This is a genomic window from Bradyrhizobium sp. MI1.4 (assembly GCF_055811315.1).
Map to the genome: position 1 here is coordinate 40,377 of NZ_JBVVPP010000030.1, position 17,848 is coordinate 58,224.

General features: G+C 63.6%; 20 protein-coding genes. 16 read left to right on the plus strand and 4 right to left on the minus strand.

Going from position 1 to position 17,848, the window contains the following annotated elements:
* Nucleotide 1 precedes the first annotated feature (1 nt).
* From AC0L23_RS26315 to AC0L23_RS26370, 12 genes are all read left to right on the plus strand, one after another.
* Entirely contained in the window at nucleotides 2–811 is an 810-nt protein-coding gene (locus tag AC0L23_RS26315; protein ID WP_377791658.1) for a nucleotidyltransferase family protein, read from the plus strand.
* Nucleotides 808–1,575, plus strand: coding sequence for a TIGR04290 family methyltransferase (locus tag AC0L23_RS26320; protein ID WP_085348979.1), 768 nt, complete (start codon nucleotides 808–810; stop codon nucleotides 1,573–1,575). The genes AC0L23_RS26315 and AC0L23_RS26320 overlap by 4 nt, the downstream gene beginning before the upstream one ends.
* Nucleotides 1,572–2,525, plus strand: a complete 954-nt coding sequence (locus AC0L23_RS26325) for a glycoside hydrolase 5 family protein (protein WP_085348978.1) — start codon at nucleotides 1,572–1,574, stop codon at nucleotides 2,523–2,525. Before AC0L23_RS26320 ends, AC0L23_RS26325 begins: the two co-directional genes overlap by 4 nt.
* Nucleotides 2,513–3,718, plus strand: a complete 1,206-nt coding sequence (locus AC0L23_RS26330; protein WP_085349003.1) for a phosphopentomutase — start codon at nucleotides 2,513–2,515, stop codon at nucleotides 3,716–3,718. Before AC0L23_RS26325 ends, AC0L23_RS26330 begins: the two co-directional genes overlap by 13 nt.
* Before the next feature lie 209 nt (nucleotides 3,719–3,927).
* The gene (locus AC0L23_RS26335) at nucleotides 3,928–5,040 is read left to right on the plus strand and encodes an NAD-dependent epimerase/dehydratase family protein (RefSeq protein WP_085361001.1); all 1,113 of its coding nucleotides are present in this window, start codon (nucleotides 3,928–3,930) and stop codon (nucleotides 5,038–5,040) included.
* Entirely contained in the window at nucleotides 5,040–6,104 is a 1,065-nt protein-coding gene (locus AC0L23_RS26340; RefSeq protein ID WP_085360999.1) for a GDP-mannose 4,6-dehydratase, read from the plus strand. The genes AC0L23_RS26335 and AC0L23_RS26340 overlap by 1 nt, the downstream gene beginning before the upstream one ends.
* Entirely contained in the window at nucleotides 6,101–7,387 is a 1,287-nt protein-coding gene (locus AC0L23_RS26345; protein ID WP_085384000.1) for a TIGR04295 family B12-binding domain-containing radical SAM protein, read from the plus strand. The genes AC0L23_RS26340 and AC0L23_RS26345 overlap by 4 nt, the downstream gene beginning before the upstream one ends.
* Complete coding sequence (locus tag AC0L23_RS26350) at nucleotides 7,384–8,487, plus strand: glycosyltransferase family 4 protein (RefSeq protein ID WP_085360995.1); 1,104 nt, start codon at nucleotides 7,384–7,386, stop codon at nucleotides 8,485–8,487. Before AC0L23_RS26345 ends, AC0L23_RS26350 begins: the two co-directional genes overlap by 4 nt.
* Nucleotides 8,484–9,614 carry a CgeB family protein gene (locus AC0L23_RS26355; RefSeq protein ID WP_473357522.1) on the plus strand — a complete coding sequence of 377 codons (1,131 nt, stop codon included), beginning with the start codon at nucleotides 8,484–8,486 and terminating at the stop codon, nucleotides 9,612–9,614. The genes AC0L23_RS26350 and AC0L23_RS26355 overlap by 4 nt, the downstream gene beginning before the upstream one ends.
* Nucleotides 9,611–10,699, plus strand: coding sequence for a CgeB family protein (locus tag AC0L23_RS26360; protein ID WP_085364612.1), 1,089 nt, complete (start codon nucleotides 9,611–9,613; stop codon nucleotides 10,697–10,699). The genes AC0L23_RS26355 and AC0L23_RS26360 overlap by 4 nt, the downstream gene beginning before the upstream one ends.
* Complete coding sequence (locus tag AC0L23_RS26365) at nucleotides 10,696–11,820, plus strand: CgeB family protein (protein ID WP_085360992.1); 1,125 nt, start codon at nucleotides 10,696–10,698, stop codon at nucleotides 11,818–11,820. The genes AC0L23_RS26360 and AC0L23_RS26365 overlap by 4 nt, the downstream gene beginning before the upstream one ends.
* Nucleotides 11,821–11,831: 11 nt before the next feature.
* On the plus strand, nucleotides 11,832–12,899 hold the full coding sequence (locus tag AC0L23_RS26370) for a UDP-glucuronic acid decarboxylase family protein (protein WP_085360990.1): 1,068 nt from the start codon (nucleotides 11,832–11,834) through the stop codon (nucleotides 12,897–12,899).
* A gap of 43 nt (nucleotides 12,900–12,942) precedes the next feature.
* On the opposite strand, the gene AC0L23_RS26375 is transcribed toward AC0L23_RS26370, so the two are convergent.
* Both AC0L23_RS26375 and AC0L23_RS26380 read right to left on the minus strand, forming a co-directional pair.
* Nucleotides 12,943–13,203: a hypothetical protein gene (locus AC0L23_RS26375; RefSeq protein WP_085348969.1), complete on the minus strand. Its 261-nt coding sequence runs from the start codon at nucleotides 13,201–13,203 to the stop codon at nucleotides 12,943–12,945.
* Nucleotides 13,204–13,312: 109 nt separating this feature from the next.
* Nucleotides 13,313–13,810, minus strand: coding sequence for a ferritin-like domain-containing protein (locus tag AC0L23_RS26380; RefSeq protein WP_026234016.1), 498 nt, complete (start codon nucleotides 13,808–13,810; stop codon nucleotides 13,313–13,315).
* Nucleotides 13,811–14,037: 227 nt separating this feature from the next.
* Between AC0L23_RS26380 and AC0L23_RS26385 the strand changes: the two genes are divergently transcribed.
* The 4 genes from AC0L23_RS26385 (at nucleotide 14,038) to AC0L23_RS26400 (ending at nucleotide 16,373) form a co-directional block, all read left to right on the plus strand.
* Entirely contained in the window at nucleotides 14,038–14,640 is a 603-nt protein-coding gene (locus AC0L23_RS26385; RefSeq protein ID WP_085348967.1) for a NuoB/complex I 20 kDa subunit family protein, read from the plus strand.
* Between the two features lie 29 nt (nucleotides 14,641–14,669).
* Entirely contained in the window at nucleotides 14,670–15,539 is an 870-nt protein-coding gene (locus AC0L23_RS26390; RefSeq protein WP_166517552.1) for an MBL fold metallo-hydrolase, read from the plus strand.
* Nucleotides 15,540–15,612: 73 nt separating this feature from the next.
* Nucleotides 15,613–15,954 (plus strand): hypothetical protein, encoded by a 342-nt coding sequence (locus AC0L23_RS26395; protein ID WP_247473888.1) that lies wholly within the window; start codon nucleotides 15,613–15,615, stop codon nucleotides 15,952–15,954.
* Between the two features lie 182 nt (nucleotides 15,955–16,136).
* Nucleotides 16,137–16,373, plus strand: a complete 237-nt coding sequence (locus tag AC0L23_RS26400) for a DUF3551 domain-containing protein (RefSeq protein ID WP_083926601.1) — start codon at nucleotides 16,137–16,139, stop codon at nucleotides 16,371–16,373.
* Nucleotides 16,374–16,482: 109 nt separating this feature from the next.
* Here AC0L23_RS26400 and AC0L23_RS26405 read toward each other — a convergent pair whose 3' ends face one another.
* Both AC0L23_RS26405 and AC0L23_RS26410 read right to left on the minus strand, forming a co-directional pair.
* Entirely contained in the window at nucleotides 16,483–17,343 is an 861-nt protein-coding gene (locus AC0L23_RS26405) for an SIR2 family NAD-dependent protein deacylase (protein ID WP_085383999.1), read from the minus strand.
* Nucleotides 17,344–17,823, minus strand: a complete 480-nt coding sequence (locus AC0L23_RS26410) for an NUDIX hydrolase (protein ID WP_473357523.1) — start codon at nucleotides 17,821–17,823, stop codon at nucleotides 17,344–17,346. It lies immediately after the preceding gene.
* Nucleotides 17,824–17,848: the final 25 nt, after the last annotated feature.

Genomic DNA, 17,848 nt, shown 5'->3' on the forward strand with positions numbered 1-17,848 from the left:
CATGTGGGGCATCGTTCCGGCCGCGGGCCGCGGCAGCCGCATCCAGCCGCTCGCCTTCTCCAAGGAGTTGCTTCCGGTCGGAAGCCAACGGGACGACGGCATCGACCGTCCGTGCGCCGTCTCCGAATATCTGCTGGAGCGGCTGATCCTTGGGGGCGCCGACAAGATTTGCTTCGTGATCTCCCCCGGCAAATCGGACATCCTCGAATATTTCGGCGATCATTATGGCAGCGCCCAGCTCGCCTATGTCGTGCAGCCCGATGCGTCGGGGCTGTGCGATGCCGTCTTCAGGGCGGGCACGGTCGTTGGCCACGACGAAGACGTCCTGGTCGGCCTTCCGGATACCGTATGGTTCCCAAAGGCGGCCCTGCAGGCGTTGCCGGCCGCCGATCTGTCGTTTCTGCTGTTTCCGGTCGAACATCCCGAGTTCTTCGATGCCGTCGTGCTCGACGGCGATCGCGTCACGGAGATCCAGGTCAAGCAGCCGGATGCGGTGTCGAAATGGATATGGGGCGCCTTCAAGATGTCCGGCCACGGATTTCGCGAGCTTCAGTCGTTGTGGACGAAGCGCGACCGCCGCGATGAATATTTCGGGACGCTCGTCAATGCCTACATCGCGGGCGGCGGCCAGGGTCTCGGCGTCAAGGCCGGCGAATCCTATGTCGACGTCGGCACCATCGATGGCTACCGGACGGCAATGGCGTTGCTCGCGGAAAGCTCCGCCGGGAACGGACGCTCTCGACTGCTGGCCGGCGGTTCGCCGGAGGCAATCCGCCCTGCCTCCGCAATGAACAATGGAGTGACCGCATGAGCAGAGGCGCCCTCTCCCGCGAGGAAATCCGCCAGCGCGTCGATGCGCTCGGGCCATGGTTTCACAATCTGGACCTGAACGGCGTGCCGACAGCGCCTTCACACTTTCTCGGCGACTATCCCAACGTGAAATGGCGCCGCTTTTCCGGGATCATTCCGGACCGCCTCGAAGGCAAGACCGTGCTCGATATCGGCTGCAATGCCGGTTTCTACGCCATGGAGATGAAGCGGCGCGGCGCCGAGCGCGTCCTCGGCCTGGACACCGACGACGAATATCTCGCGCAAGCCCGCTTCGCGGCCGAGGTGAACGGGCTCAGGATCGAATTCCGCAAGATGTCAGCCTATGATGTCGGCCAGCTGCGCGAAAAATTCGATCTCGTGATCTTCATGGGCGTGCTCTACCACCTGCGGCACCCTCTGCTGGCACTCGACCTGATCCACGAGCACGTGGCTGGCGATCTCCTGCTGTTCCAGTCGATGCAGCGCGGCGACAGCCGCGTGGATTCCCTCGACAAGAACTATGACTTCTGGACCACCGATCAGTTCGATTCCCCGGGCTATCCAAAGCTGCACTTCATCGAGAACAAATATGCCGACGACCCCACCAATTGGTGGGTGCCGAACCGCGCCTGCGCCGAAGCCATGCTGCGCAGCGCCGGCTTTGCGATCGCGGCGCATCCGGAAGAGGAAGTCTATCTCTGCAAACGGGTGACAAGGCCGCAGGCGGAAGGTCCGGTTTATCCGTCGCGGGAGACTGGCCGATGATCGAAGCCGCCAAGATCTGGAACGAGCCCAACAACAAGTCGCACTGGGACATCCTGATCGATCCGGATTGGACCATGTTCGCGAGCCTGTCGCTCGCTGCCGGAAAGGCGATCCGCAGCGCGCATCCCACACTCCCACGTGTGCTTGGCGGCATATCGCCGATCGATCCGTCCTTCCTGCGCAACATGCAGGCGCGCGGCGTACTCGATCATGTCGATGCCGTGGCCGTGCACGGCTTTCCGCTGGACTGGAACCTGTGGCAGATCGCGGAATGGCCGGCCAAGATCGACGAGATCAAGGCCGTCACCCCGCTGCCTGTTTGGGTCACGGAGGTGGGAGTCTCGTCTTTCGGCGCCGAGGAGGTGCAGGCTTGGGGCCTGACCCGAACGGCGGAGTTGTTGATCGGCCGCGCTCCGCGCATTCACTGGTACAGCCTCTACGATCTGCCTTCGAGTTGGGAGGCCACGACCCGGCACAAGGAGGCTGAAGGTTCATCCTACTACAGGCATTTTCACATGGGCCTGCTACGCGAGGACGGAACGCCGAAAGCCTCGGCGGACCTGTTCGCCCAATATGCACCTGCGATGGGCCTGTGCCAGTGGTTTCACTTCGAGGACCACCGCCTCGACGACGCCGTGCGCTGGATGCGCCGGCTGGGCGTGCAGCATCTCAGGACTGGCCTGTCCTGGGCCGACAGCTTCCGTCCCAATGCGCTCGACTGGTTCGATCGGCAGATGGACGCGCTGGCCGAGTTTCAGGTCACGGTGACCTTCTGCTTCACCCCGGAACATCGGGGTATCGAGCCTCATCACACCAGCCCGCCGCTCGACGTGAACGAGTTCGCCGAGTTCTGCGCGCAGATGGTCGAACGCTATTGCGCGAAAACCGGGCTCGCGCCGTCCGCAGCGTCTTCGCGCCCGGCCATCTCGGAGCCGACATGCGCGCCGTGATCCTGGTGATGGACTCCGTCGGGATCGGCGCCGCGCCCGATGCCATCAATTACGGCGACGAGGGTGCCGATACCGTCGGCCACATTGCCGAGATGTGCATGGCCGGCAATGCCGACGGACCGCACCGGGAGGGGCCGCTTCAGCTTCCCAATCTGGTTGCGCTCGGCCTTGGCCAGGCTTGCCGTCTCGCCACCGGGCGCGTGCCGCCGGGGCTCGATGGCCCAACTGAGCATGCGCGATTTGGCTGCGCGAGCGAGATCTCCAAAGGCAAGGACACGCCCTCGGGCCATTGGGAGATCGCCGGCGTGCCGGTGCCATTCGACTGGGGCTATTTTCCAAGAACCAAGCCATGCTTCGCGCGCGACCTGACGGAGAGCCTGTGCGAACAGGCTCGAGTGCCCGGCATCCTCGGGAACTGTCACGCCTCCGGCACGGAGATCATCGCCGAATTCGGCGAGCGTCACATCAGAACGGGCGAACCGATCTGCTATACGTCGGCCGACAGCGTGTTTCAGATCGCAGCGCACGAGGAGACGTTCGGTCTCGAACGCCTCTATGAGGTCTGCCGTGTTGCACGCCGACTGGTCGACCCCCTCAACATCGGGCGCGTCATCGCACGCCCCTTCATCGGGACGTCGGCAGGTGACTTCAAGCGAACAGCGCACAGGAAGGACTTCTCCGTCCCCCCGCCGGAGCGAACGATCCTCGATCTTGCCGAGAGCGCAGGCCGTGACATCGTAACGATCGGCAAGATCGACGACATCTTCGCCCATCGCGGCACCGGGAGGAACCTGCGCGGCGATGGCAACCAAGCGCTGTTCGATGCCACGTATGATGGGCTGGCCTCTCTCGCGGAGGGCGGGATGTTGTTCGCCAATTTCATCGATTTCGACACGCTGTACGGCCATCGCCGAGATGTGGCAGGCTATGCAGCGGCGCTCGAAGCCTTCGATGCGCGAGTTCCGGATCTTTTGAACCGCCTGCGCGAGGATGATCTCCTGATCATCACGGCTGATCATGGTTGCGATCCGACCTGGAGCGGTACCGATCACACGCGGGAACAAGTGCCGGTTTTGGCGTGGAGCGCGCGGTTAACTTCTCCGATCGGCAAGCGCGCCGGATTTGCGGACATCGGCGCGACGGTCGCGAGCCATCTCGAGCTGCAGGCACCGGGTCACGGCGTGTATTTTTAGCCTGCTGCACCGCGCAGATTCACCTGGGTTATTGATCCAGGTTAGAGAAATTTTCGTTTGTAGGTTTCGCAGGAACGAACATTCCTTGCACCGCTTCTACTTCCAAATGTGACTGGCGCGCCGGTCGCTCGACCAGAACAGCAGCGCGCTTTCATTCTCATCACGGATTGATCCCGCAGGATCGATCTTACGGCGGCACGGAGCGGTGAATGACGCGAGTATTGATCACTGGAGGTGCGGGATTCATCGGATCGCATGCAGCGGACGAGCTGCTCGCGGCCGGCTACGAAGTCCGCCTGCTCGACAATCTCTCGCCGCAGGTCCACGGAGGCAACCGCCAGCGTCCCGCCTATCTTGCCAAAGACGCGGAGCTCGTCGTCGGTGACGTCACCGACGCTCTCGCGGTCGATCATGCGTTGCGCGGCACCGACATGGTCCTGCATCTCGCATCAGCGGTCGGCGTCGGCCAGAGCATGTATGACATCGAACCCTACGTCAGAACCAACGAGCTCGGTACCGCCGTGCTGTTGCAGGCACTATCCAAGCGCCCGGTCGCGCGGCTCGTGGTGGCCTCGTCCATGAGTATTTACGGCGAGGGCCTTTACCGGAGCGCCGATCAGAGCGTGGTCGCCTGCGAGGAGCGGGCTGTCGAGCAGCTTCGCCGCGGCGATTGGGAGCTGCGCGATGCCGCTGGCAACCCGCTCGATCCCGTCCCTACGCCGGAGACAAAGCAGCCTTCGCTGAGCTCGATCTATGCGCTCAACAAATATGCGCAGGAGCGCATGTGCCTGATCACAGGCAAGGCGTATGGCATTCCGACGGTGGCGCTACGCTTCTTCAATGCGTTCGGGCCACGTCAGGCCCTGTCCAATCCGTATACCGGCGTACTGGCCATCTTCGCCGCCCGGCTGCTCAACGGCCGTCCTCCCCTCGTGTTCGAGGATGGCCGGCAGCGCCGCGACTTCGTCCATGTCCACGACGTCGCCCGCGCCTGCCGGATGGCGCTGGAGGCGGAGCATGCGCAGGACGTCTTCAACGTCGGCTCTGGTCAGAGTCGCACCATCTTGTCGGTCGCGGAGGATCTGGCCGAAGTCATGGGGCGCCGCGACATTGCGCCCGAGCTGACGCGGAAATATCGCGCCGGGGACATCCGGCACTGCTTCGCCGACATGGGAAAATCCCGCGACGTGCTCGGCTTCGAGCCTCGCGTCGCATTCAGGGACGGGCTCGAAGAGCTGGCGGAATATCTCGCCGACCAGATCGCCGACGATCAGGCGGAGCGAGCCACCAAGGAGCTGCAGCAACGAGGATTGGTCGCGTGATGAGTGAACGAGACAACAGACCCGTCCTGATCACCGGCGGCTGCGGGTTTATCGGCTGCAACCTCGCCGACCGCCTCGCGGAGCGCGGCGAGCCGGTGCTGATCCTGGATAACCTCGCCCGCGCCGGCGTGCGGGAGAATGCGCAGTGGCTGAAGTCCCGGCATGGCGACCGGGTCACAATCACCGTGGCCGACATTCGCGAGCCGATCCCGGTGATCGACGCCGTACGCGAAGCCCGCGCCGTGCTGCACTTGGCCGCCCAGGTCGCCGTCACCGACAGCGTGAGCGATCCGGCCGCCGATTTCGAGATCAATGCGCGTGGCACATTGAACGTGCTCGAAGCCGTGCGCCTCCACAACAACGCCGCACCGATCGTGTTCGCCTCGACCAACAAGGTCTACGGACGCCTGATCGATGATGGCGACATCGCGCTCACCGGCCGCCGCTACACGCCGACAAGCGGCCTGCTGGCGGCCGGCATCTCGGAAAATGCGCCGCTCGACTTTTACAGCCCCTATGGATGCTCCAAGGGAACGGCGGATCAATACGTCCACGACTATGCGCGGGTCTACGGCCTCCAGACCGTGGTAATGCGCATGAGCTGCATCTACGGGCCCCGTCAATTCGGCACCGAGGATCAGGGTTGGATCGCGCATTTCCTGCTCAGCGCTATCCGCAGCAAAGAGCTGACGATCTATGGCGACGGCCATCAGGTCCGCGATGCGCTTCACGTCTCCGACGCGGCCGCGGCCTGGCTCGCCGTGCTCGATGGCATCGCGCTCGCCCGTGGGCGCGTATTCAATCTCGGCGGTGGTCCGGCCAACGCGATCAGTCTGCTGGAATTGATCGACCGCATCACCGATCTGACCGGCCGCAAGGTGGCCTATCGCTTTGCCGATTGGAGGCCCGGCGATCAGCCCTGGTACGTGACCGACACGCGCGCGCTCTCCAGCGCGCTCGGCTGGGCACCTCAGATTTCATTCGCAGATGGACTCCGATCCCTTCACACCTGGCTGGACGGCCGGTTCGGATCGTCACAAGACAACCGCGAGGCGCTCGCATGACGCGTGTTGCCCTCATCAACCCAAACTGGGACTTTGGCGGCAGCATCTATTTTGGCTGCCGATCGCCTCACCTTCCGCTCGAACTGGGGATCTCCGAGCACTACCTGAAGGCGGCCGGGCACAAGACGCTGCTGCTCGACGCCCACATGTTTGACCTTTCTCTCACCGAGATCGAAGCCGAGCTGCGCGCGTTCGGCCCCGACCAGATCGTCATCACGACAGCGCCGACCTATCTGTTCTGGCGCTGCGCCCCTCCCGAGCTCCGCGTTCCGCAGGAGCTTGCGATGGCGGTGCGCGACTTGGCTCCGATCCTCATCGCGGTGGGCCCCCATGGCTCGACCGTGCCAAGGGCGGCGCTTCGAAAGCTCGGCACCGACATCGTCGTGATGGGCGAGTGCGAGGCGACCTTGCTGCGTCTAGCCAATGGCGAACGGGACTTTCCGGGCTTGTGCTTTGCCGATGGCGCATCGCTCCGCGTCAATGGCGGCCCGCAGGCCGTCGCGTTCATGGATCAGCCGCCGCTCGACTGGCCGGAGGAGATGATCCGGCGACACCACCATCACCATCACCGCTTCGAAGCCGAGCCGCAGGCGCCAGGCGCCGAGGTCGAATCATCCAGGGGATGTCCGTACAGCTGCACGTTCTGCGCCAAGGAGAACTTTCGCAACGCCTACCGCAAGCGGCCCCCCCTTATCGTTCTCGAAGAGATCGACGGTCTGCGCCGTCAAGGCATCGAATATGTCTATTTCATCGACGAGATTTTCCTTCCGAACGCGGAGCTGCTGGAAGGGCTGACCACACGCGGACTGAAGTTCGGGGTGCAGACCCGCATCGACCTTTGGAAGCCGGACATGCTGGCTCTGCTCGGCCGCGCCGGCTGCGTCTCGATTGAAGCCGGCATCGAAAGCCTCACCGTCGAGGGTCGCGCCGCGCTCGCCAAGAACTGCAAGATGACGACCGACCAGCTTGCCGAACGGCTGGTCGAAGCGCGCCGTCACGTTCCTTTCGTCCAGGCCAATTTGATCGAAGTCCCCGAGGACGATGACCCCATCGTGCAGCGCTGGCGCCGCACCATGCAGGATGCCGGCATCTGGGCCAACGATCCGGTCCCGCTGTATCCCTATCCCGGGTCGCCGGATTATCGAAAGCTGTGGGGCGAGCCTGACGATTTCGCCTGGGAGCGCGCACACCGGCACTATCTCGCGATGTTCGACCAGTTCAGCGACGTGCAGAACGATCGCCCGGTCCCGCTCGAGGCTCTCGAACTGCAGGTGGCATCATGAGCCGCAGCTCGCAGCTCAGAATCCTGATGACGACCGATACTGTCGGAGGCGTCTGGACCTACTCGTCCTCACTTGCTTCGTCCCTTGCTGCGAAGGGCGCCGACGTCACCCTGGTGATGATGGGTCCGCGCGCGCGGGCCGGCCAGCTTGAGATGCTGCGTGGCTCGCGGGTCCGCCTGATCGAAACGGACCTTGCGCTCGAATGGCAGGACCCGGAAGGACAAGATCTGGCCCAGGCCAGGCGCGTCCTTGCGAAGCTCGAAGCCGGAATCCGGCCTGACGTCATTCACCTCAACAGTTTTCGCGAGGCGGCCTTCGCCTGGCGCGCTCCGGTGGTGGTCGTCGCGCATTCCTGCGTCAACTCCTGGGGGCTCGCCTGCCGCGATACGAGCTGGCTCGGCGAACCGAAATGGCGCCGCTACACCGAACGGGTGACGGCCGCACTCGACACGGCACAGGCCTGGGTTTGTCCCAGCCAGTCCTTCCACGATGACATTGCGGAAATTTATCGGCCTCGCTCGCGCGGCATCGTGATCTGGAATGGAATTGGCCCTCAGGGCTTTGCGGGACGGAAGCAAGACGTGATCTTTGCGGCGGGCCGGATCTGGGACCGCGCCAAGAACATCGAGGTCCTGGCGGCTGCAGCGCCTGGGCTGGACTGGCCCGTTCAGGTCGCGGGCCCGGCGGATGAGTGCCCTTCGGCTTCCGTCACCTGGCTCGGGCATTTGCCTCACGAAGTCATGCGCGCGCATTTGCGGCAGGCCGCCATCTTCGCCAGCCCCGCGCTCTATGAGCCGTTCGGCCTCTCCGTTCTGGAAGCCGCGGCGGCGGGATGCGCTCTCGTCCTGTCCAACATTCCGACTTTCAGGGAATTGTGGAGCGGGGCCGCGCTCTTCGTCGATCCCACCGACAGCAAGGCGCTGCATCGAGCGCTCGCAGGTCTGTGCACCGACGATCGCGAGCGGGTGAGGCTGCAACGTGCCGCCTTTGAGCATTCCCTGACCTACTCGCTGACCCGAACCACGAGCGCCTATCTCAGCCTCTACGAGGAGCTGCTTGCCGTCCATCACGCGCCTGCCCCCATGGAGGTACGCGCATGAAATGCGTTCTATTCTATCACGCGTTCACCTCCTGCTGGAACAACGGCAATGCCCATTTCGTGCGCGGTTATGCCCGCGAACTTCACGCGCTCGGTCACGAGGTCGTCGTGTTCGAGCCGATCGACGGCTGGAGCCGATTGAATGCGATCCGCGAGGGTGGCAGTCAGACGATGGAGGATATTCCAACGCTGTTTCCCGGCATCGGCATCCGCCGCTACGGCGCCTCCCTTGATCTCGATGAGGCATTGCACGGCGCCGATCTCGTCATCGTCCACGAATGGAATTCGCCTGATCTGATCGCAGACATCGGATCGAGACGGGCTCACGGCGCGCCCTTCACGTTGCTGTTCCACGACACCCATCATCGCGCCGTCAGCGCACCGGACGAACTCGCGCAGTTCGACCTCGACGGCTTCGACGGTGTGCTCGCCTTCGGCGAGGTCCTTCGCCAAATATATATGAAGCTCGGCTGGGCGGACCGAGCCTTCACCTGGCACGAGGCGGCCGACATCGCCCTGTATCATCCGCTGCCGCATATCGAGCGCACCGACGATGTCGTCTGGATCGGCAATTGGGGCGACGGCGAACGCAGCGCCGAGCTCAACGAATTTCTGGTCGAACCCGTGGCCGAGCTGAAGCTGCGCGCGGGCGTCTATGGCGTCCGCTATTCGGACGCAGCCCTCGCGACCATTCAGGCGGGGGGCATTCGGTACGGCGGCTGGCTGCCCGCACACTGGGCTCCCATCGCTTTCGCCGGCGCACGCGCGACTGTCCACGTCCCCCGCGGTCCCTATGTCCGCTTGCTACCGGGCATTCCGACCATTCGCATCTTCGAGGCGATGGCGTGCGGCATTCCACTGGTCTCGGCCCCCTGGTCGGACGCGGAAGGCCTGTTCCCGGAAGGTGCCTATCTCAGCGCCTCCGACGGCACCGCAATGAAGCGGGCGCTTCGTGCGCTCCTCGATGACCGGGAATTATGGTCAGCCACGGTGGAGACTGGACTCCGAGCGATCAAGGAGCGTCACACCTGCCGTCACCGGGCGGAGCAGCTTGTCGGCATCGTGCAGGACCTCAGGGCTTCAAGCCAAGCGACACAGCCCCTGCGATACATCGGAGCCTCCGCATGAAGATCTGCTTCTTCGGATCCAGCCTCGTCTCATCCTACTGGAACGGTGCCGCCACCTATTACCGCGGCATGCTGAAGGAGATTGCGGCCCTCGGCCACGACGTCACATTCTTCGAGCCCGATGCCTTCGAGCGCCAGGCCCATCGCGACATCGACGATCCCGACTGGGCGAAGGTGGTGGTCTACGCCGCGACGCCCGAGGGCTGGCGTAGCTCGCTTGAGGAAGCCGCCCGCTCGACCGACATGCTGGTCAAAGCCAGCGGCGTCGGCGTCTTCGATCGGGAGCTGGAGAACGCGGTCGCCGACATTCCGTCGAATGCAATGCGCATCTACTGGGACGTCGATGCCCCCGCGACGCTGGAGTCCGTGACGGACAATCCAGACCATCATCTGCGCCATGTGATCCGATCCTACGACATGGTTTTGACCTATGGCGGCGGCGATGCTGTCGTATCCGCTTATCGCGGCATCGGCGCGCGAGACTGCGTGCCGATCTACAATGCGCTCGACCCCGCCACGCACTTTCCGGCGCCGCCCAATCCGCACTTCACGTGCGATCTGAGCTTGCTGGCAAACCGCCTCCCGGACCGCGAGCAGCGCGTCGAGCGGTTCTTTCTCGACGTCGCGCGCCAATTGCCCGACAAAACGTTCGTGCTCGGTGGATCGGGGTGGGACTCCAAAGACACGCCATCCAATCTGCATAAGGTCGGGCATGTCGGGACCGGCGACCACAACGCGTTCTTCGGCTCCGGTCTGGCTACGCTGAACGTCAATCGCGACAGCATGGCGCGCTACGGCTTCTCGCCGCCAACGCGCGTGTTCGAGGCCATCGGTGCCGGAGCCTGCCTGATCACCGACCAGTGGGACGGCATTGATCATTTTCTCGAGCCAGATCGCGAGGTGCTGGTGGCCGCGAGCGGGGCGGAGGTCGCAGAGCATCTTGCCGCACTGCGCCCCGAGCGGGCTCAGGCGATCGCAGCGCGCGCTCGTGCGCGCATTCTGAGCCATCACACCTACCGGCAGCGCGCCCGCCAGTTCAACGATCTCTTTGCCGCAAGCAGTTCGCGAATCGAGGCAGCAGAATGAACCTCACCATCGTCGTCGTCGGTCTTTCGGTTACTTCGTCCTGGGGCAACGGTCATGCCACGACCTATCGCGCCCTGATCGAAGCCCTGGCACGACGAGGTCACCACGTCACGTTTCTGGAACGCGACGTTCCCTGGTATCGCGAGCATCGTGATCTTGCCAAGCCTTCCGGTTGGACTGTCGAGCTTTACCAATCCTTGAAGGACATCCCGCAGCGTTTCGGAAAGATGATCCGGGATGCCGATCTGGTGGTCATCGGCTCCTACGTGCCCGACGGCATCGCGATCTCCGAATGGATCACGACCCACGCCCGGGGGATTACTGCCTTCTACGACATCGACACGCCTGTCACGCTTGCGAAGCTCGAGCAGGGCCTGGACTATCTGTCCGCGGCGATGATCCCGCGCTTCGACCTTTACCTGTCCTTTGCCGGCGGCCCGGTGCCCGGCATGATCGAGGAGAACTATGGCAGTCCGCTGGCTCGGGTGCTGTATTGCAGTGCCGACACCGACATCTACGCGCCGCAACGCGCGGAGAAGAAATGGGCACTTGGCTATCTCGGAACCTACAGCGAGGACCGGCAGCCGGTTCTGGAGCAGCTGCTGCTCGCCCCTGCTCGCACTCTCTCACGCGAGCAATTCGTCGTCGCCGGCGCGCAATATCCCGATGAGGTGGTCTGGCCCGCCAATGTCGCCCGGATCGAGCACCTCACGCCCAAACATCATCCGGGATTTTACGCAGAGCAACGCTTTACGCTAAACGCCACCCGCGCCGACATGCGCGCGCTCGGCTTCTCGCCCAGCGTTCGGCTGTTCGAAGCGGCCGCGTGCGGCACGCCCCTCATCTCGGACCGGTGGCCTGGAATCGAGACCGTCTTCGAGCCCTCCCGGGAAATCCTGCTCGCATCGAGCCCCCGCGACGTCGTGGAGATCCTGCGCGACATGCCCGAGGAGCAAAGGCGCACGATCGCGGAAAACGCACGGCGCCGCGTTCTGGCTGACCACACCTCCGACCATCGCGCCCGGCAAGTCGAGACCTACTACGCCGAGGCGTCGGTCCGCCGCCGCCGGAAAGCCCCGCAACTTCCCGCCTCGCGTCCCATGCAGGTCGCTCAAATCTGAAAGGCAGCACCATGACACTTCAGACCCGCATCAACGCGTCCCGCCGCTCTCCCACCGTTCTGGTGGCCGGCGGCGCCGGCTTCATCGGATCCCATCTCTGCGACGCGCTTTTGCAGCGCGGCCACACCGTGATCTGCCTCGACAACCTGTTTACGGGAAGGATCGACAACATCCGCCCGCTGCTCAATCATCCGAATTTTCGCTTCATCGAACACGACGTGCGCGATCCCATCGAGATCGAGGGCGACATCGACCGGATCTACAGCCTTGCCTGCCCAGCCTCACCCAGGCATTACCAGAAGGATCCAGTCGGCACGATGAAGACCTGCGTGCTCGGCACCATCAACATGCTGGAGCTCGCGCAACGGAAAGGCGCCCGGGTGCTGCAGGCATCGACCAGCGAGGTCTACGGCGATCCCGAAGTGCATCCCCAGCCGGAAACCTATCTCGGCAACGTCAATCCGATCGGGCCCCGGGCCTGCTACGACGAGGGCAAGCGGGCTGCGGAAACGCTGATGTTCGATTACCATCGCATGTACGGCGTCGAAATCAAGGTCGCGCGCATCTTCAACACCTACGGACCCCGTATGCTGGAGAATGACGGACGCGTGGTCTCCAACTTCATCGTGCAGGCGCTTCGCGGAGAGCCGATCACGATCTATGGAGGTGGTACGCAGACCAGGAGCTTCTGCTTCGTCGACGATCTCGTGCGCGGCCTCCAGCTGCTCATGGAGAGTCCATCCTCGATTACTGGTCCGTGCAATCTGGGCAATCCCCACGAGGTCGCCATCGAGGCTATTGCGCGCGACGTGCTGGCGTATACGGAGTCAATCTCGCCGCTCCGATTCGAGGAGTTGCCGAAGGACGATCCAAAGCGCCGCAAACCAGTGATCGACACAGCCGTTCGCGCGCTGGGATGGCGCCCGCGCGTGGCGCTCAAAGACGGTCTCAAGGCGACGATCGCCTATTTCGCCATGCGCATGGCCGGGGAAGCGCCGGCACTTGTTCCGGCCATTGCACCGCGCAGGAGCGGACGTACCGGGGCACGCGGACAGCTAACGATCGCCGATGGGCAGTAAACGGCAGAACGAGCCGAGGAACGCGCGGAACCCGCGCGAACTCTCAAGCCCGTGAAGCAGCCGCGCCACGGGCCGGCTTGCAGAAGTTCTCGAGATGGTACTGGTATTCGGAGATCGCGCGATTGGCCATCCGGATCCGGTTTTCCTGGCCTTCCTCGACCATCATGGTGATGCGCTGGGCCAGAAACACGCACGCCTCGAACTCATCGTGGATCGCCCCGCTGCGGGCCAGAAAGTCCCACGCGATCTCATAGGCCTGTTCGGCAGCGGGACTACGGTAGTCGCTGAAAATGATGTGCGCCATTACAGCCAAACGTGGATAAGAGGGTTCCGGTCCTGCGAGCCGATATGAGACCGCAGGCGGACTCGGCGGCCGAAGCCGCCGGTCTCGCCGTGGTGGGTGTGGAGTGCGATCAGGCCGCCTGGCGCTGATGCGCCAGATATTCCATTGTCACCTTCTCGACGTTCGAGTCGATCCAGGCGGCCATGCGCTGCTCCTCCTTCAGCGACGTCTCAAGAGGCTCCTTGGCCTCCGCGAACCCAGCGGCGCCGCAGAGGGCGAGCAAAGACTTGTATGCAGCAATCTCGAAATTCTCGAAGGCATTGTTGGCGAATGTGTTCTTGAGAATCTCGTCGCCGGCGACAGAGTGTGCCATGGCTTGCATGTTCGCCATCATGGATTGCGTCGTATCCTTGAGGCTGGAGGTGCTCTCCCCGCAGGCTTCCAGGCATCTCTCCAGCCGCTTCAGCTGCTCGTTGGTTTCCTGAAGGTGGGCGGCAACCTTGGCCTTGACCTCGGGATATTCGTCCAATCGTTCCGACTGACGTTCCATCAACTCTCGCGCCTGCACTTCCATCGCATGCGCATTGCGTAATCCAACCACGAATGTATCGCGGGCTGCGTTCGTCATTTCATGTTCTCCATTTCACCGGCCTTGTCGCCGCCAACCGCAGTTTCGGTGGATCGTTCCTAGAGTGATCCGTGACGCCGACGCTGGGTTCCGGCCGCCGGACCCGAAGCTAACCTGCGATAACAGAACACAAATCCCGCTACCGCCGCAGGAACGCGGCATGCAAATGACTGTTTTCCCGAACGTGTGGTCGCATCGCCAAACGGCCGCAGCGCTTAGGGACAAGAATGACAGACAGCTCTCCGCACGTCGGCAGCTCAGGCGCTTCGCTTGGCCGGCCTGGACTTGGCCGGCCCGGACTTGGCCGGCCGGGCGAGGGACGGCCCGACAACACTTCCGATCCGTTCTTCATGACGATCCGCGACGATCTTGCGGACAAGGGCTTCTTCACGGCGAGCGCGGAGGAGCTGATCACCTGGGCGCGAACCGGGTCGCTGATGTGGATGACGTTCGGGCTCGCCTGCTGCGCGGTCGAAATGATGCAGATGTCGATGCCGCGTTACGACGCCGAACGCTTCGGCTTCGCGCCGCGCGCATCGCCGCGCCAGTCGGATGTGATCATCGTCGCGGGCACGCTCACCAACAAGATGGCGCCGGCGTTTCGCAAGATCTACGACCAGATGCCCGAGCCACGCTACGTCATCTCGATGGGGTCGTGCGCGAATGGCGGTGGTTACTACCACTATTCGTATTCGGTCGTGCGCGGCTGCGATCGTGTCGTGCCGGTCGACATCTACGTGCCCGGCTGCCCGCCGACCGCGGAGGCGCTGCTGTACGGCGTGATGCTGCTTCAGAGGAAGATCCGGCGGATCGGCACAATCGAGCGCTAGTGAGCTGACCAACTCGGACTTGAATGGACATGACGCAGATCCCGCTTCCCTCTTCCGCCGACGCGGAGCACGCGCAATCCGACCTCGACCGCAATGACAACACGCGGCAGATCGTCGCTGACGTCGCCTATCGTCAGCTCGCGATCGTCAACGTCATTTTCGTTGGCCTCGAAAACGCCGGCGACGGCAATTGGGTGCTGGTGGACGCCGGCATTCCCGGATCGGCTGGCGCCATCCGCTCCGCCGCGAAAGCCCGGTTTGGAGGAAACGGCCGGCCTTCCTGCATTGTCATGACGCATGGGCACTTCGATCACGTCGGCGTGCTCGAAACGCTAGGGAATGAATGGCACGTGCCGGTTTATGCCCATGCGGCCGAGCATCCCTATCTGGACGGAAGCCAATCCTATCCGTCGGCCGATCCCAGCGTCGGTGGCGGGCTGCTCGCTCGGCTCTCTCCGCTCTTCCCGACAAAGCCGGTGGATGTCGCATCGCGCCTTTATGATCTTCCCTGTGATCACAGCGTGCCCTTCATGCCGGAATGGCAGTGGATCCATACCCCCGGCCATACCCCAGGGCATATCTCGCTCTGGCGCGAACGCGACCGCGTGCTGATTGCCGGCGATGCCTTCATCACGACGCGGCAGGAATCCGTCTACGCCGCAGTGACGCAAACGCCGGAGATGCACGGGCCCCCGATGTATTTCACCCCCGATTGGGGAAGCGCCAAGACATCGGTGCGCGCACTTGCCGCACTCGCTCCGGAGATCGTCGTCACGGGGCACGGCGCGGCCATGCAGGGGCCGCAGATGCGCGCGGCTCTCGATGCTCTCGCCCAACGGTTCGACGAAGTTGCCGTGCCTTCGCAATATCGACGCGGAGTCGTCGACGACAGAGCTTGATCACGCTGCACGGCTAGGAACGGTGGATGCTTCACATGATTGATCCGACATCGAAACCTCAAGGAGAAGACAGATGCGTAAGACAATCCTGACGATCTTTACGGCAGCAATGCTTGCAGGCGCTTCAGTCGGCGCAGCGTTCGCGCAAGGTGCTGGCGGTGGCGCCGGTGGTGGCGCAGGCGGCGCCGGTGGTGGGGCCGGAGGCGGCGCTGGCGGCGGCGCGGGCGCTGGTGCCGGGGCTGGCGGCGCAGGCGCAGGCGCAGGCGGTGCTGGAGCTGGAGATGGCGGCTCAGGCGGAACCGGCGGCGGCGGCGGCATCACCCATGTCGAGCGGGGCGGACAAGGTGCTTCCAGTCCTTCCGGCATGCGCAACGAAACGACCCCACCGTCCAACGGCGCCACGCCGCGTCGCTAGCGGTTCGCGGTTAGCAATCCTCCAAAGCGCGCCCTTGCTGTTGCGCGCATGAGAGCGGCCTCGGTGAGATCCTCTCCTCGCCGGGGCCGCATCGCGTTCAGGTCGCAATTAGAGGAGTCGGTAAACGTTGCACTTGGAACGCCGCTTCACGAGGCACGTTCAATGTTGAAATGGAGATTTCCATGAAGCATCGATTGCTCCTGGCCGCCGCCTCTCTCGCGCTCGTGACGGGCCTCGGCTCCCCAACGGCGGCCGTCGCACAAGACCGCTACTGCCTTCAGGGCCGCGTCTGGGGCTATCCGGGCAACTGCCAGTTCGCCAGTTACGCTCAGTGCATGGCGACTGCATCGGGAACGCACGCCTATTGCGGCGTCAATCCTCGCTATGCCTATGCACGGCGATATAGGGGATATCGGTGACCGGCCCAGGTGCGGACTGGTCATCGATCCTCCTTCTGACCGATCCCGCCGCTGAGCCGAGCGGCCCCGCGGCAGCAGAGCAAACGCTCAAGGCGCGCCAGGGACCGCTTTAGCTCTCTCGCTCGATACGCCGGCGGATGTCCAGCAAAAACTGGCTGACACCATCATCTGGGCTGACGCCGTCAGGCGGCGCTATGGTGGTGATGCCCCAGTTCGCCAATACAGCTTCCTGCACCGGATTGCGCTGCGTGACGAACGCGAAGGACCTCGGTCGGTCCTGGCGGTGCCCGGACTCATCCCAACTCTGCCAAATCCGATGCAGCAGGAGCCGAATGTTGGGATCGGACATGCTGTATCCGATGAAAAGCAGCGTGCTGCCCAAGGCATCGGCGCGAAACCGGATATCGAGTGGCGAGTCGAACGCGAGCCGGTTGAGGAAGTCGGTCTCGGTCAAGACGAGCGAGGCATCGTCGTCGAAGTCGCCATGAAATTTGATGATGTGCGTGACGCCGGAACGGGCGCTTGCAATGTCCTTTGCGTTGCTGATCTTGGCATAGGGCTTTTCCAGGACCTCGAAGGCCGTCTCGAGGTTGCGGTCGTAGTTCGTGGTGTAAATGGTCGGAAAATCGAGCTCCACGATCAGCCGGTGGAGCCGTGAGGCCGCGATCCTGTCCGGGTCGACGCGCCAGTTGCGGTCGAGCCAGCTGCGGAGCGGGCCGATTCCGCCGCGCTTCAGCCGGTAGTACTCCGCCAGCATCTGATAGCCGCCGTGCATCCCAGCGATCACGTCGCGCTCAAGTCCAAGGTCATCCAGCAGATGGTCGATCAGAGATTGCCAGGACGGCAGGCCGACAGCCATCGAGACGCCGGCGCCGACGAACAGGATCGCGCAGCGTCGCTTGATCGCCGCGGCCAAGACCTCATGAGGCGGTCGCTCCTCGAATGCGAGTCCGGTCGGTTGCTGGTTCATCTACCTTGAATAACTGGACGAGACGCGGGTTCCTAGAGCCATGCCATCGCTCAGCGGTGAGGGGGCGGTCTTCTCCGTCTGCGCCGCGAAGCGGGCGATTAGACGACGAAGCTGCGCCTTGTGCACCAGACGGCCCGCCGTCTTCGGCGAGACCCAGATTGCTTCACGCTCTCCCTTTTCCGGCCACCAGCGCTCCTGCCCGTGGACCCTCATGGGAAAGACGGCAACGTTCATGGTCCGCTTGCGATCACCCTTCCGCTTGCGATGCTTGAAGGAGCCCAGCGCGCGCTTTGCGGTGACGCCGACGAGACCGGCCTCCTCGTACGCCTCGAGCGCAGCCGTACGGTGCGGCTCCGTCTTGCGCATCGGCGATCCCTTCGGGACACTCCACCTGCGCTTGCGCCTGGTCGTGATCAGCATCACGCGCAATTCGGAATTGTTCAGCATGAACGGCAACGCGGCGAATTGTTTCTTGCCCATCAGGCGCCTCCAGTTTGGTCGATAA

What these genes read in the sequence shown, in the direction of transcription:
- AC0L23_RS26330 (WP_085349003.1), top strand. Translation starts at nt 2,513, where the DNA reads ATGCGCGCCGTGATCCTGGTGATGGACTCCGTCGGGATCGGCGCCGCG.
- AC0L23_RS26320 (WP_085348979.1), top strand. Translation starts at nt 808, where the DNA reads ATGAGCAGAGGCGCCCTCTCCCGCGAGGAAATCCGCCAGCGCGTCGAT.
- AC0L23_RS26375 (WP_085348969.1), bottom strand. Translation starts at nt 13,203, where the DNA reads ATGGCGCACATCATTTTCAGCGACTACCGTAGTCCCGCTGCCGAACAG.
- AC0L23_RS26410 (WP_473357523.1), bottom strand. Translation starts at nt 17,823, where the DNA reads ATGGGCAAGAAACAATTCGCCGCGTTGCCGTTCATGCTGAACAATTCC.
- AC0L23_RS26405 (WP_085383999.1), bottom strand. Translation starts at nt 17,343, where the DNA reads ATGAACCAGCAACCGACCGGACTCGCATTCGAGGAGCGACCGCCTCAT.
- AC0L23_RS26400 (WP_083926601.1), top strand. Translation starts at nt 16,137, where the DNA reads ATGAAGCATCGATTGCTCCTGGCCGCCGCCTCTCTCGCGCTCGTGACG.
- AC0L23_RS26365 (WP_085360992.1), top strand. Translation starts at nt 10,696, where the DNA reads ATGAACCTCACCATCGTCGTCGTCGGTCTTTCGGTTACTTCGTCCTGG.
- AC0L23_RS26390 (WP_166517552.1), top strand. Translation starts at nt 14,670, where the DNA reads ATGACGCAGATCCCGCTTCCCTCTTCCGCCGACGCGGAGCACGCGCAA.
- AC0L23_RS26385 (WP_085348967.1), top strand. Translation starts at nt 14,038, where the DNA reads ATGACAGACAGCTCTCCGCACGTCGGCAGCTCAGGCGCTTCGCTTGGC.
- AC0L23_RS26395 (WP_247473888.1), top strand. Translation starts at nt 15,613, where the DNA reads ATGCGTAAGACAATCCTGACGATCTTTACGGCAGCAATGCTTGCAGGC.
- AC0L23_RS26355 (WP_473357522.1), top strand. Translation starts at nt 8,484, where the DNA reads ATGAAATGCGTTCTATTCTATCACGCGTTCACCTCCTGCTGGAACAAC.
- AC0L23_RS26380 (WP_026234016.1), bottom strand. Translation starts at nt 13,810, where the DNA reads ATGACGAACGCAGCCCGCGATACATTCGTGGTTGGATTACGCAATGCG.
- AC0L23_RS26340 (WP_085360999.1), top strand. Translation starts at nt 5,040, where the DNA reads ATGAGTGAACGAGACAACAGACCCGTCCTGATCACCGGCGGCTGCGGG.
- AC0L23_RS26350 (WP_085360995.1), top strand. Translation starts at nt 7,384, where the DNA reads ATGAGCCGCAGCTCGCAGCTCAGAATCCTGATGACGACCGATACTGTC.
- AC0L23_RS26335 (WP_085361001.1), top strand. Translation starts at nt 3,928, where the DNA reads ATGACGCGAGTATTGATCACTGGAGGTGCGGGATTCATCGGATCGCAT.
- AC0L23_RS26315 (WP_377791658.1), top strand. Translation starts at nt 2, where the DNA reads ATGTGGGGCATCGTTCCGGCCGCGGGCCGCGGCAGCCGCATCCAGCCG.
- AC0L23_RS26360 (WP_085364612.1), top strand. Translation starts at nt 9,611, where the DNA reads ATGAAGATCTGCTTCTTCGGATCCAGCCTCGTCTCATCCTACTGGAAC.
- AC0L23_RS26370 (WP_085360990.1), top strand. Translation starts at nt 11,832, where the DNA reads ATGACACTTCAGACCCGCATCAACGCGTCCCGCCGCTCTCCCACCGTT.
- AC0L23_RS26325 (WP_085348978.1), top strand. Translation starts at nt 1,572, where the DNA reads ATGATCGAAGCCGCCAAGATCTGGAACGAGCCCAACAACAAGTCGCAC.
- AC0L23_RS26345 (WP_085384000.1), top strand. Translation starts at nt 6,101, where the DNA reads ATGACGCGTGTTGCCCTCATCAACCCAAACTGGGACTTTGGCGGCAGC.